At 42.4% G+C, this 14,578-nt stretch carries 6 protein-coding genes; all 6 read right to left on the bottom strand.

Annotated features, from left to right (window positions below; genetic code table 11):
- Positions 1-117 precede the first annotated feature (117 nt).
- The 6 genes from AC4II3_RS08080 to AC4II3_RS08055 all read right to left on the bottom strand — a co-directional run bounded on the left by AC4II3_RS08080 (position 118) and on the right by AC4II3_RS08055 (position 14,511).
- Positions 118-1,608 (bottom strand): hybrid sensor histidine kinase/response regulator, encoded by a 1,491-nt coding sequence (locus tag AC4II3_RS08080; protein WP_488010516.1) that lies wholly within the window; start codon positions 1,606-1,608, stop codon positions 118-120.
- A 312-nt stretch (positions 1,609-1,920) separates the two neighbouring features.
- Positions 1,921-5,292, bottom strand: coding sequence for a PAS domain S-box protein (locus AC4II3_RS08075; RefSeq protein ID WP_488010517.1), 3,372 nt, complete (start codon positions 5,290-5,292; stop codon positions 1,921-1,923).
- A 404-nt stretch (positions 5,293-5,696) separates the two neighbouring features.
- Positions 5,697-8,261 (bottom strand): response regulator, encoded by a 2,565-nt coding sequence (locus AC4II3_RS08070; protein WP_488029147.1) that lies wholly within the window; start codon positions 8,259-8,261, stop codon positions 5,697-5,699.
- A gap of 7 nt (positions 8,262-8,268) precedes the next feature.
- On the bottom strand, positions 8,269-9,132 hold the full coding sequence (locus AC4II3_RS08065) for a substrate-binding domain-containing protein (RefSeq protein ID WP_488029146.1): 864 nt from the start codon (positions 9,130-9,132) through the stop codon (positions 8,269-8,271).
- 544 nt (positions 9,133-9,676) lie between these two features.
- On the bottom strand, positions 9,677-12,019 hold the full coding sequence (locus AC4II3_RS08060) for a hybrid sensor histidine kinase/response regulator (RefSeq protein WP_488029145.1): 2,343 nt from the start codon (positions 12,017-12,019) through the stop codon (positions 9,677-9,679).
- A 263-nt stretch (positions 12,020-12,282) separates the two neighbouring features.
- A complete protein-coding gene (locus AC4II3_RS08055) occupies positions 12,283-14,511 on the bottom strand; it encodes a sensor histidine kinase (protein ID WP_488010525.1) in 2,229 nt (742 codons plus the stop codon).
- Positions 14,512-14,578: the final 67 nt, after the last annotated feature.

The raw sequence follows: 14,578 nt of genomic DNA, 5'->3' as shown, positions 1-14,578 counted from the left end.
AGGGTAAGGGTTACAGAGATTGGCAGTAGGAAATTAATTCTGTGTAGGTGCTTAACTAGTTACACTTATAAAGTTCCCCAGCAATCCTGTCCAAATAACAGTTTCAGGTTGATTATCTCAATCTACCTCCTCAGCCATCGGCTGTGGCTGCTGAATCGGTAAGGAAACTGTAAAGGTAGTTTCACCAGGTACGGACTCCACCTCCATATGTCCGTGATGTTTCTCTACAATTTTCCTAACAATATCTAATCCCAAACCACTGCCTTCTCCAGCGGGTTTTGTGGTAAAGAACGGCTGAAAGATTTTCGGCTGAATTTCAGGAGGAATCCCCTTGCCAGTGTCAGTAATGCTGACCTTGATTTGGTCATCTTGCTGCCTCACATTAATGGTTAAAGTCCCCTTGTTCTCCATAGCTTGGAGAGCATTGTGAATCAGATTCGTCCAGACTTGATTGAGTTCATCAGCATAGCACCGGATAACTGGCAAAGAATCGTCATAGTTTCTGTAGACGTCTACGCCATGTTTGAGTTGGTTATGATAAAGAGTCAAGACCGTGTCAATGCCTTCAGTAATCTGTGCATCTATCTTTTCCCCACTAGAGTCATAACGAGCATAAGTTTTCAAGGCAAACACCACTTTTGTGGCTCGTTCCACGGCAGTGGTAATGTTGCGAGTACTCGTATAGAGGTTAGCTAACTGATAGGCAGTGGTTAAAATCGTTTCGTTGTCTGGGTCTTTCAGGAGAGGCAAAAACTCTTCAAAGTCCTCATAAACCCCAATTCCCGCCAATAAATTGGCTAGCTTCACTGCTTTCTCAATAGCGTAGGATTCCAGTTGGCTTCTCAACCTTCGTTTGAGTTGACGTTGCTCTCGGGTAGATAGAGGAGTAGTCTGTCGGCTGGAGTATTGGAGTAAGACCAACAAATCCGACTGACGTTCTGGTGAGAGTCCTTGAAAAAATGAGGGTAATTGGTGGAGGTGGTCGTTGAAGAAGTTAGACAGATTGCCCACACAGGAGCGAATTGCTCCCAGGGGAGTATTGATTTCGTGAGCGATTCCTGCAACTAGTTGTCCAAGAGCAGCGAGTTTTTCTTGGGCGATGATCTGGCTTTGGGCAGCTTCGAGCTGTTCTAGTGTGTTTTGCCACCTTGCTTCTGCTGACCTTCGCTGTTCAATTTCCTCTTTAAGAAGGGCATTTTGCTCCTTGAGGGCCTTTGCCTGACTTTGCAGTTGCAAATGGGTTCTAACTCTGGCTAATACTTCCTCTGACTGAATCGGTTTGGTCAGATAGTCCACTGCTCCGAGAGAAAAACCCTTGACCTTGTTCACGGTCTCACTCAGGGCTGTCATAAAAATCACAGGAATTTCACGGGTTAACGGATTTTCCTTCAGCCGATGGCACGTTTCAAATCCATCAATTCCTGGCATCATCACATCTAACACAATCAGATCCGGCGGTTTATAGTCAACCTGTTCAATCGCGCTTTCGCCATCAGTGGCAACTGCAACTTTGAAACCAGCACTGATCAATGTCGTGGATAGTACTTCTAAATTGGTGGCTATATCATCTACAATTAATATTAGTTGTTGATCCTGGCCATTGATCATTGTTACACCTTTTTCTAGAGTGGTTAAACCAAGTCAATAATTAATAAATCGTTGCTAAACGGTTCTAATAACTCCTAATATACCTAACCATAAAGCTATCAGCATTAAGTCGTAATAGTTAAGCCGTAAAACTAAGATTTTATTACTGTTAATTCCATTACCTCCTAAAACGTTGCTCTCATTATCAATGACTGTTTGCTTAGCCGAAAAGTAGGCTATTGGCTGATTCCTGGTAAGGGTAGCATGGGCTTATGGCGTTAACTGACGGCACCTCAAGTAGCACCATCTGTAGCGCATATCCTTACCTCTTAACTAATTACGTTCCAGGTATTGTTTGATGAAATCTTGGATTTTTTTAACCTGAAAGCCTTGAGCGAATTGGTGGATATGTTGGACAAAAATCGCAAATTTTTTATCGGATTTTTCCAGATTATCCACTTGTTCTAAAATTTCGCTGATTAAGCCTGTTCTGGCCAAATCATAGAGCTGAGCAAGTTTTTCAGCTGGGGGAGGGATAATCTCTGTAGTTTGACATGATATGTTTTCAGCCATCATCTTTTCTCCTTGTTCTTTTCCTTCATACACCCATTCCAGTCTCAGACGCATCCGTAATATCTCGAATAGTTTTTCTGAATCTACTGGCTTGGGCAGAAACTCGTCCGCCCCAGACTCAATACTCTTGTGTTGGTGAGTATCAAATACGCTGGCTGAGCAAGCAATCACCACTACTGACTGTAATTGGGGAGATTCTCGCACCTGTCGGATCAATTCCCAACCATTCATCCCTGGCATGAGCAAGTCGGTAATAATTAGGTCAGGCTGACACTGAGCTTTCTCCAAACCCTCTTGACCGTTGCTTGCCTCCACCAGTTCAAACCCAAGGGGGGCAAGCAGATTAACGAAAACCATGCGATTTTCCCATTTATCATCCACCACCAGGATTTTCCGCCCCTTGCCTTTGAAGCCAATGATCCCTGTTTGAGAAGCCATGGGGGCATGTAAGCTTTCTGTGGCTTCTGGCAACTCCAAATCAAACCAAAACACACTGCCAATCTCCGGCTGGCTCCTTACTTCTAAAGTAGAGTTCATCATACACAGGAGTTTCTGAGTAATGGCTAATCCCAATCCTGTCCCTTCTGCTTTGCGACAGGGATTTCCCACTTGCTCAAAGGGCAAAAAAATCTTTTGTAATTGCTCTGGGGTTATACCAATCCCAGTATCTTCTACTTGAAACCGGATTTTTGTCCTTTTTTCTTTGTTAAGCTCCCTTGTGAAGGAGGGTGATGGGGGGATATCCTTTTGCGTAGATTCAAGGACACTCACTTTCAAGGTTACTTCCCCAGAGTCAGTAAACTTGATGGCATTACTTAGGAGATTCATCAGTACTTGTCGTAGGCGTTTCTCATCCCCATAGATGCCATTGGGGAGTTGATTCTGGGGTTGGTAAGTAAATACAATGTCCTTCTGATGAGCGCGGATACGGCAGATGTCAACCAGGTTTTCCAGAAAGGAGGAAAAATGAAAATTTACAGGAACGAGTTCCATTTTCCTGGCTTCAATTTTGGATAGATCTAGAATGTCGTTAATCAGGGTTAACAGGTGTGAACCACACTGATGAATGATGTGGACGCCTTTGAGTTCCTCAGGAGCCATGGTTTTGGACTTTTTGAGGATTTGGGTGTAGCCGAGGATACCATTAAGGGGGGTTCTTAGTTCGTGGCTCATGTTAGCCAGGAATTCGCTTTTGGCACAATTGGCGACTTCCGCAGCCTCTTTAGCATCTTGCAGTGCGGCTTCCGCTTGGTTGCGAGCAGTGACATCAACCATAACCGCTAGAGACCGAACCACCTGACCTAACTCATCTTGTTCAGCAATAGTAGAAAGAAGCACGTCAATGATTTTTCCATTCTTGGAGATCACCTGATAGGGAACATCCAAACTAATTCCTGTCTGAAAATATTGAGGCAGAACCACCTGTTGGGCGTACTGGCGTGATTCTTCTGTTAAAAAATCAGTGGATGGTCTTCCAATAACTTCATTACGATCGTAGCCTAGCTTCTTTTGCCAGTAGTTACTGACACTGAGCAATTTACCATTGCTATCAATGGAATGCAGCATAACTGGTGTATTTTCATAGAGCGTGCGAAAGCGTTCTCTGCTCAGCCGCAGTTCCTCCTCGGCCTGTTTGCGATCGCTAATATCTTTATGGGTTCCTGCCATTCGTTTCGGGTTGCCGTTGAGATCATGAGCGACGACTTTACCGTAAATGGCAATCCATTTCCATTGACCGGATTTGGTTCTTACTCTATGGTCACAGCCCAAGAGAACCGAACTGTTCTTTAGACAAGCATTCAGCAACGACTTTACCAAGGGTTTATCCTCTGGATGTATCAGCTTTTCCCAACTGCTGAGGTATCCTGGTAGGTCATCCACATCATAGCCCAGCATTTCTAACCACCGGGGACTGTAATAAACCTCTCCAGTCGTGATGTTCCAGTCCCAGAGTCCATCACCGGATCCTTCTAAGGCTAGCTGCAAGCGTTCCTGACTCAGTCCCAGTTCCTCTTCTGCTTGCTGATGCTCTATCTTAGCCCGTGCTAGTATGCCAGAACCAATACCAATTAGCACCACTAAACTACCATAAAGCAGCCCTAGGGGCTTCCAGGAATCACGAGAGCGTTCTTTTATGAGTTTAGGGGAAATGTAGGTGACAATTTTCCAGGTATCGGAGTTAGCATCGATCCTAGTGGGATCAGAAAAACCCTTTTGTACAGCAGTTTTACCTGTTTGCATCTCGTAGAAAGGATGAACAGTGGTAAAGGTAAACTTACCGTTGGCAGTTTCAAACTGCCCGTGATCAGCCTTATCAATCCGTTGCCATGCTTTTGGAAAGGCTTTGGCAAAGGTACGGTCTGTGCGCTTAGGATACATGAATCCCCATTCATCCTCTGGCTTGGTTCCCTTCAACCAAAATCCCTCACCATTCAACAGCATCATTTCCCCTAATGACGTGTTATTTTCGGGTTCCAAACTATTGATGAAATGTTTAGGAAAATAGTTAATCATGACGATGCCCCGTTTCTTACCAGAACTGTCAAAAACAGGACTACCAACGCGAATCACTGGCTTCAGGGGGTGTTCAATTTTTCCATTTTCGACATTCAGGTCTAGAGGAGAGACAAACATTTCTCCCTTTGGCAAAGCTAAGGTTTTTTGAAACCAGTAACGATTTGCCTTGACTTGCAGTTGTTCCTCAGGCACAATAACAGGCTGACCCTGGTTAAAGTTGACTCTAACAATTTCTTTACCAGTTGTATCCAGAAAGCGAATTTGGTCATAAAGCCCTTTCTCTCGAACCAGGATCAGATATTCTTTAATAAGGGCCATGTGCCACCTTTCAGTTTCTTGGGGAGCATCACTGGTGCTATCTAACATTGCCCGTAACTCATTTTGATTGGCTAGGAATCTCAAATCTGATTCAATGACATGGAAATCACTAGCTGCTCGTTGAGCTGCCATCTCAACATTACGGATTTCATTAAGGTTGACTTCTGTTGTGTCAACCTTAACCTCGGTGCGATGCATGAGCACTAGAAAACTTCCTATCCCTATCGTTAAAGGGATAAAAATAGCTAGAAAGTAGTTTATTTCCGCTATAGGGCTAATTTTTTTGAGAGTTTTCATTGCTCAGATTAACTAATTAATTATTTTTCTACTTTTTAAAAAGTAGTCTGTTCACTGTTCCCCTTTAAGTGTTCCCTTTAATTTTAAAAAAACTGTAGTTTTTTAAAAAAAATACTATTAACTACTTCTTACACAACTATACACCTGTAGGATTAGTTATCAATCAATCCTATAGCAAAGGGAACAGGAAGCAGGGACTAGGGAGCAGGGACTAGGGAGCAGGGACTAGGGAATAGGTAACAAAATTTATCAAATTTTTTACACAAATTGCTATAGAAAATATAGAGTTTTATTTCTGGCTTTATTGGTTTATTTAATTAACAATTTTAACAATTAATTTATTTCTTTTATACCTGTTTATAGCCTAATTATTTCCACAGTATTTTTCCCCTTTGTTATAATAATTATGTCTCCCGATATTTCTGAATAAACTGTCGAATTTTCTTGAGTTTAAAGTCTTCGGCTAATTGACGGAGATGTTGACTGAATGGGATTAATTTATCATCAGATTTTTCCAGTATTTCCACTTGTTTTAAAATGTCGCTAATTAAGCCAGTCTTAGCCAGATCGTACAGGTGGTCTAGTGCTTCTTTTGAGGGCGGCACTATCGAGTGTTTAGTTTTGAGGGGGGATGGTGCTTTGGTCGTTACGTTTTTATCTTTATCTTCTTGTTCTTCATAAACCCATTCTAGTTTCAGATGTACCTGTAACTTCTCTAATAGCTTTTTTGACTCTACTGGCTTCGGCAAAAAATCATCTGCTCCAGCCTCACTACTTTGGTTCTGGTGATCATCAAACACACTGGCTGAACAAGCGATCACTGTCGCTGATGAGAATTGGGAGGATTCTCGCAACCGCCGAATCATCTCAAAACCATCCATCTGTGGCATCAACAAGTCAGTAATAATTAGATCCGGTTGGAAGTCTGTGGCTTTCTCTAAACCCTGTTCACCATTGCTCGCTTCTTCCATTTCAAAGCCAAGGGGAGCGAGCAGATTCACCAGTACCCAGCGATTTTCTGGTTTATCATCCACCACCAGAATTTTGCGGCCTTGGCCTGACAAACCAATGATTGTCTTGTCAGGAGCGATCGCATCAGTTACTTCTGTGGCTTCTGGCAACTCCAAATCGAACCAAAATACACTGCCCACACCGAGCTGGCTTTGCACTTCCAAAGTAGACCTCATCATCTCAAGTAGTTTCTGAGTAATGGCTAATCCCAATCCGGTGCCTTCGGCTCGACTTAAAGCATTCCCCACCTGCTCGAAGGGTAACACTATGCGTTCGATGTGTTCCGGACTCATACCAATACCGGTGTCTTCAATTTCAAACCGAATTGTTCTGATTAGTCGATGGTGGTTTGGCTTTGTGTCTTCCCCCTTTGTTAAGGGCTTTGACTCCAGAACATTTACCTTCAAGGTCACAAGTCCCGTGTCAGTAAACTTAATGGCATTACCCAGTAAGTTAATTAGTATTTGTCGCAGCCGTTTTTCATCACCATGAATGTGATTGGGCAGTTGAGTCTGGGGTTGGTAACTAAAGGAAATTTCCTTGTGATCAGCCCGGATACGGCAGATATCAACTAGATTTTCTAGAAAGGAGGGAAAATGAAAATTCTTTGGGTACAGTTCCATTTTCTTGGCCTCGATTTTAGAAATGTCTAAAATATCGTTAATCAGGGTCAGTAGGTGGTTGCCACATTGGTGGATGACACGGATGCCCTTGAGTTCTTCAGGGCTCATGATTTTAGAGCCTTGGAGGATTTGGGTATAACCGAGGATACCATTGAGGGGAGTGCGCAGTTCATGACTCATATTGGCCAGGAACTCACTTTTAGCACGGTTGGCAATTTCAGCGGTTTCTTTAGCTACTTGTAATTCTTGGCTGAGGAGCTGTTGACGTTCGACTTCTGCTTCTTTGGATGCCAAAAGATGCTTTACTTGTTTAATCAGATGATTCAGAGAAGTGCCTAAGACTCCTATTTCATCTTGGGATATGATCGGGGCTTGTAGAGTAAAATCATCATCTTTAGTGACGCGCTGGGCTACCTCTGTTACTTGTTTAATGTTACGGATAATCAACAACGTGACCCTGTTGGCAACTAGGGTGGTAATTGCGGACCCCAGCAAGAACAAAGCACTGATACTGAACCACAACTGTCCCTGCACCTGCTCAAGAGGTGCGGCGGAGTAAAGTAAAACCAGTTTGCCCGCCTTGCCATTGATCCCGGTGATCTTTACACTTTTGGCAATGTAGTTCTTCTCGGCAATAGTGACCCGCACTGGTAGGGATTGGACTGGCGGTGGCTCCCAAGGAGTGTTTTTAGCATCGGTTAAGGTAGAAGCAGTAACCTGAGAATCGTAGAAGGTAACCAGGTGATGGTGCCTATGGGGGCGTAATTGTTCAAGCCATTCATCGCTAATGGTAATGCCAACGATTATTCCCCCTAAGATTTCCTGGGCAGACTTGACCGAGGTTAGACCGACTAGAAGCGATGCTGCATTGTCTTCCGCTGGCACGAAATCGAACAAATCCATGCCAATGCTTGCCGCTTGCTTGACTCTCTCGTCGAGTAGCTGAACTTGGTTAAGGTCCGCCTGCCGCAGTTCCAGCAATACAGACCCGTTCTTGTCTACGAGTTTAAGGAGATCGAGCTGATAAGATAACTGTATCGGCAGTAAATACTGAAACAGCTTTTCCCGGTTCCCTGTGGCAACCAATGTGGAAACATCCTGTATCTCTGCTATCCACCTTGCTTTCAAAAATAGAGTTTCTTTTTCCTGTTCAAAGGCATGCAATTGTACGGATGAGAAGTTCTGGATCTTATTTTTCAGTTGCAGTTCTATACGCTTAGTGAAAAAATAGCCCAAACCAAAGGTTCCTACTATAGACATTCCCAGGAATACAGAGAGCATCGGCCATAGTATTTTTGCTCTGAGGGAAAGTTTCGAGTACATCTGTCGGAACATATCACTACTACTCCTGTTCCTGGCTAGATGGTATAAACCCTGATTCGAGCAGATGGTTGCCTCCTTCTTTGCTAAAGGCGAAGTCAATAAAGGTTTGGGCATTATCTGAGGGGGTCTGGGGGTAGACGATGCCAAGGCGACGCGCCATTGTATACTTACCTGACTGAATGTTTTCGGGGGTGGGTTCCACGCCATCGAGGCTGAGGCGGTTCACAGGTAGCTGATTAGCGATCGCATAGGCCAGGGAGAAAGCACCGATGCTGTAGGGTGTACTCTGAACCGCTGCAATTAAATCCGCTTCGTGGCGCAAAATCACTGCTTCTGGAGCATTCTTGAGGTCTGACCCAAGGTAATATTTCCGCAATAGTTTCTTGGCTGACTCATCCTCATGTCGATCCAGCACGATAATTGTTGCGTCTGGTCCCCCTAGCTTTTGCCAATTGGTCACCTTTCCGCTGTAGATGGCCTTGAGTTGTTCCGTTTGCAAATTGGTCACTCCTACGACACTAGGGTTAGTTGCTACTACTAAACCATCTTTAGCGATTTCCCGATATACTAAAGAGCCATCATCCTCCTCTGGTTTCAAGGTCCTGGTAACAGTACCAAGATCAACTAATTTGTCTTTAGCGCCAGCGATTCCACCAGGGGATTGACTTTTTGGCAAAAAGGTAATGACTGTGTTTTCTGTCTTGGCTTCATAGGCAGCAGCTAATACCTTCATGGCTGGATAGGGACTCCCTGCCCCAGTAATCTTAATTTCCTGCTGGGCTTGTTCGACATTGGTGGCTTTGTTGGTGGTGTTGGGAGTGCAGCTTACCAACATGGCTAGGCTCGTCCCTAGAGCGAGGGTAAACCAGGTATTTAACTTCATTAGACATCTCCAATAAACTATTAATTTTATCCTTGATAATCACGGGTTTTTGGTCACCCTTAGATATGCCTTGAGCAACTTAGGTTCTAGTGCCAGAGTCAATGGCATAAAGGTGCAAAACGACCCTTTCACCAACCAGACAAGGGAGCCTGTTAACGGTTGGGATGAGTTGGTTTAAACCGTCTTTGAGAATCACGATTCCGTGGTTAAGTCCGTTTTTAATTTAGTCGTAGAATATCCTCCTAAAGAGAGATGCATTAATTATCTTTTATTACTAAAACAATACTATTGTGAATAGTTTACAGTTGTGGGATTCTACAATAGCCATATTATAGAGTTCCCAGCTAATCTTACCCAAATAACAGTTTTAGGTTAATCTCTAGTTTATTTCATTGGTATGTGAAGCGTAAACATTTACTAATCAAAAATAGTCTTATGGATTAGTTATTAATAGTTAATTGTGATATAGCGTTTCTTATACTTATAAGCTACATTTAATTTGATTACCTATACTCCCGACTCCCTGCTCCCTTTGCTATAATAGTTAATTATCCCGATATTGCTGAATAAACTGTCGGATTTTCTTGAGTTTAAAGTCTTCGGCTAATTGACGGAGATGTTGGCTAAATGGGATTAACTTATCATCAGATTTTTCCAGGATTTCCACTTGTTTTAAAATCTCGCTAATTAAGCCAGTTTTAGCCAGATCGTACAGCTGGTCTAGTGCTTCTTTTGAGGGCGGCACTATCAAGTTGTCAGTTTTGAGGGAGGATGCTGCCTTGGTGGTTAGGTTTTTATCTTTATCTTTTGTATCTTTATCTTCTTGTTCTTCATAAACCCATTCTAGTTTCAGATATTTCCGTAACTTCTCTAATAGCTTTTTTGACTCTACTGGCTTGGGCAGAAAATCATCCGCTCCCGCCTCAATACTGTGATGCTGGTGATCATCAAACACACTGGCTGAACAAGCGATCAGTGGCACTGATGAGAATTGGGAGGATTCTCGCAACTGTCGGATCATCTCAAAACCATCCATCTGTGGCATCAACAAGTCCGTAATAATCAGATCCGGTTGGAACTGTTTAGCTTTCTCCAAACCTTCTTTACCATTGCTAGCTTCTTTTAGTTCAAAGCCCAGGGGAGCTAGCAGATTCACCAGTACCCAGCAATTTTCTTGTTTATCATCCACCACCAGAATTTTGCGGCCTTGGCCAAGGAAACCAATAATTGTCTGATCAGGAACAATCACATCAGTTACTTCTGTGGCTTCTGGCAACTCCAAATCGAACCAAAATACACTGCCCACACCGAGCTGGCTTTGCACTTCCAAAGTAGACCTCATCATCTCAAGTAGTTTCTGAGTAATGGCTAATCCCAATCCGGTGCCTTCGGCTCGACTTAAAGCATTCCCCACCTGCTCGAAGGGTAACACTATGCGTTCGATGTGTTCCGGACTCATACCAATACCGGTGTCTTCAATTTCAAACCGAATTGTTCTGATTAGTCGATGGTGGTTTGGCTTTGTGTCTTCCCCCTTTGTTAAGGGCTTTGACTCCAGAACATTTACCTTCAAGGTCACAAGTCCCGTGTCAGTAAACTTAATGGCATTACCCAGTAAGTTAATTAGTATTTGTCGCAGCCGTTTTTCATCACCATGAATGTGATTGGGCAGTTGAGTCTGGGGTTGGTAACTAAAGGAAATTTCCTTGTGATCAGCCCGGATACGGCAGATATCAACTAGATTTTCTAGAAAGGAGGGAAAATGAAAATTCTTTGGGTACAGTTCCATTTTCTTGGCCTCGATTTTAGAAATGTCTAAAATATCGTTAATCAGGGTCAGTAGGTGGTTGCCACATTGGTGGATGACACGGATGCCCTTGAGTTCTTCAGGGCTCATGATTTTAGAGCCTTGGAGGATTTGGGTATAACCGAGGATACCATTGAGGGGAGTGCGCAGTTCATGACTCATATTGGCCAGGAACTCACTTTTAGCACGGTTGGCAATTTCAGCGGTTTCTTTAGCTACTTGTAATTCTTGGCTGAGGAGTTGTTGACGTTGGATTTCTAAGTCTTGAGCTGCTAACAGTGTTTTACTTGTATAGAAGGCTAATAGGGCTGCGGTTGAAACTGATGCAATCATGCTAATCAAAATGATTCGAGTCCGAAGCCTTTCAGAAGCCTCTAGCACAGCTTTGGCATGTGGTCTTTCCTCCTCAACCTCCTCTATTAATTCCTCAAGATCATAGACGAAACTCCTGACGTTTAGCCCTAAAGAACTCTTGCTTAAGTCTAAAAACTTTTTTTGGGCTGCCTCGATGTCTTCTGGCTTCAAATTCGAGGGATCAATTTCCTGCAATAGTGCCTCTATCCGTTGGGTATATACTTGTATTATGCTGTCATAATTTTTGATAAGGTTATTGAAAAGTTCAACTTCCTCTTCTAGCTCATCCACATCTGGATTTTGGTAAGATTCTTTTAATGCCAACCAGTTTTTCTGGGCTAATCTGGCATGCTTTTGAAAACGAGAATACTCTTCCTGAAAAAGGTCTGGTTGCTGCAACAAAACAGCGAAGTATTGATGGTGTATTTGTACTTCCAGCAGGTAACGTTGCAAGTCTATGAGAAACTCACTTTCTTCTAAGGCATCTTCTCTTAAGTTCTTGGCATAGTTTTGGTAGTCATTGCCAATAAAGAGTCCAACGGTTGTTCCCAGGACAGCAATCCCAAGGGCAATACCATACCCATAGGCAATCTTTTGACTGATACTAAGGCGATTTAGCTGCTTTCTGAACCAGGCAAGGGGACCTATCAAAGGTTGGGATGAGTTGCTTAAAACCATATTTGACAATGAAGATTCGGTGGTTGGGTCTGTTTTTAACTTAGTCATATTATTTCTCCATATCCTCCTCAAGGGAGATGCAGGCATTGTTTTTTAGTACTATTGCAAAACTAGTGCGAGTTATTTAATAATAGTGGAGTTGTACATACAGGGGTTGTAAATACAGTTGTAAATAACGTGGTAAATACAATAGTTCTATTATAGAATTCCCAGCCAGTCCCACCCAAGTAACCGTTTCAGTATCTTATCAATTGCGCTTGCTTTCTTCCTTTGGCTTTTCTAGTGTTATCCACAAGGTTTATCTCATTACGTTACAGGTATTGTTTGATGAATTCTCGAATTTTTTTGATTTGAAATTTTTCGGATAATTGACGAATAGTTTGGGAAAATGGTATAAATATATCATCATTTTTTTCTAGTTCATTGAGTTCCTCTAAAAGGTCATTGATTAAGCCTGACATAGCGAGATCGTAAAGGTAGACTAGTTTTTCTTTTGGAGGACTAATAATTTCTGTTGGTTGAAGTGATCTGTTTTTATAAGTATGATTTTCTTTTTCTTTAAAATCAACGATTTTTGACTCATTTTTTTGGAATTTTATTTCATGGGATTCTGGATAAGTTTGTACGTCTAAATCTATAGTAAAAATACTACCTTTGCCTGGCTGACTATCGACATTAATCTCGCCACCCATGATCTGGAGAAGTTTCTTAGTAATTGCTAAACCGAGTCCAGTACCTTCCACATAAGCAGAGGGATTTTTGGGCTTTTCAAAAGGCAAAAATAGTTTAGATAATTGCTCACTATTCATCCCAATGCCGGTATCTGCAACTTCAAAGCGAATAGTGGTAATTTCTTCGAGTTTATTTGTTGTTTTATTTTTGGCATTTTTCCTTGATTCCAGCACACTAACCGTAAAGGCTACTCCTCCTATTTCAGTAAATTTAATGCCATTGTCGAGTAAGTTTATCAGCACTTGTTTCAAGCGTTTTTCGTCAACAGTAATTGCTGTAGGTAGTCGAGAAGTCGCTTGGTAACTATAGGAAATACCCTTTTGTTCTGCTTTCACCTGACAAATTTCTACGATGTCCTTCAAGAAGGTACCAAAATCAACGGTTTGGGAATGGAGTTCTAATTTATTAGCTTCAATTGTACAGAGGTCTAAAATTTCATTGATCAGGCTGAGCAGATCAGAGCCGCACTGCTCGATAATATCAATACCTTTCTTGTCGTTAGCAGTGAGACTAGTTGATTTTTTCAGGATTTGAGCGTAACCCAAAATACCGTTGAGGGGAGTACGGACTTCGTGGCTGATGTTGGCAAAAAATGTACTTTTAGCACGGTTAGCAGCTTCACTTTCCACTGCTGCCTGAACTGCGGCTTCTTTGGCTTTCTGGAGTTCCACTGTCCGTTGCTCAACTCGTTGTTCTAGCTGTCTTTCACTCTCCACCAGTGCTGCTACTGCTGAAATGCGATCGCTAATATAGATAGCCAGCAATATGGTCAGTAATAGTCCCCCTAAGGAAACAGTCCAGGGATACCAGCTTCTTCGACTCGCGATATATTCAGAATTGGGCTTAGACAAAATCAACCATTTCTGTCCTGAGACATCAAGAATTACAGTATGGTGTAACCCATTTCTAAGACTAGCAAAGTCTTTCTTATTCAAGTCCTTTGATGCTTTGGGTCTACTAGATGAATAGGTATAGAGCAATCGCTTCTCGGTTGGGGTAGATTCGTGAAACAGGTAAACCTCAATCCCCCTGGGTTGTCGATACTTTAAAGCCTTGTTTACGACATCTTCAATCAAAAAAGCACTTGAGGCAAAACCTTCCAGATTTTGGCGACGGGATATAATTGAATTAGTAGGTGTATTCTGTCGATAAATTGGCCATAAAATTAGGAATCCTAGTTTGTGCTGGGGGTTTTGACGCATTAATGTCATGGGTGCGGTGGCGATCGCTTTGCCACTATCTCGTGATAATTGCAAAGCTTCCAAACTGAGAGAATTCGAGGCTAGGTCAAATCCCAACACTGTCTCATTATCGTGGTATGGCTCAACAAAATAGACAGGAAAATAATCTGCTCTGGGTTTAGCCTTAATCAGCTTTCCCTGAGGATTCTGTTCTGTAATTTTAAAGTTAAGAAAACCCTCTTGTTTGGCAGCTTGTTCGTAAGCGGCTCGTTGGTCATGGGTTACCCAAGGAATCCACTGTAGGGCTTGGATATCTGAATGATTTGACAAGTAAGGATTTACAAAAGTCCGAAATTCCTGACGAGTAACTTTTGTGGAGGCAGCATAAACCCCAACAATCGATTCCAGTTGGTGTAGATTTTTTTCAAGGCTTCTTTGGAGCAAGGAAACAATATCGCTTGCATCTTGTTCAAACTCTTTTTCGATGTTTTTATTTTCCAAATTCCAAGTTCCCATGAACGTTAGTAGGGAAAACATAACCCCTGTAAAAATAGTCAGTGCTAGGGGCAGAGAATGGACTGGGTTTTTGAACGTTATTATAGGATTAATTAGTTTGGAATTGTTCATTAAATTACCTTGGTTTAGTCCCTGATATTAGAAAGTTTAATGGTTGTAATTAGTCAGTTATAAATAT

Source organism: Moorena sp., from assembly GCF_982860115.1.
The sequence above is the reverse complement of the archived record's forward strand: the minus strand, read 5'-3'. Positions and strand labels throughout refer to the sequence as shown.

What these genes read in the sequence shown, in the direction of transcription:
- AC4II3_RS08080 (WP_488010516.1), bottom strand. Translation starts at nt 1,608, where the DNA reads ATGATCAATGGCCAGGATCAACAACTAATATTAATTGTAGATGATATA.
- AC4II3_RS08075 (WP_488010517.1), bottom strand. Translation starts at nt 5,292, where the DNA reads ATGAAAACTCTCAAAAAAATTAGCCCTATAGCGGAAATAAACTACTTT.
- AC4II3_RS08070 (WP_488029147.1), bottom strand. Translation starts at nt 8,261, where the DNA reads ATGTTCCGACAGATGTACTCGAAACTTTCCCTCAGAGCAAAAATACTA.
- AC4II3_RS08065 (WP_488029146.1), bottom strand. Translation starts at nt 9,132, where the DNA reads ATGAAGTTAAATACCTGGTTTACCCTCGCTCTAGGGACGAGCCTAGCC.
- AC4II3_RS08060 (WP_488029145.1), bottom strand. Translation starts at nt 12,019, where the DNA reads ATGACTAAGTTAAAAACAGACCCAACCACCGAATCTTCATTGTCAAAT.
- AC4II3_RS08055 (WP_488010525.1), bottom strand. Translation starts at nt 14,511, where the DNA reads ATGAACAATTCCAAACTAATTAATCCTATAATAACGTTCAAAAACCCA.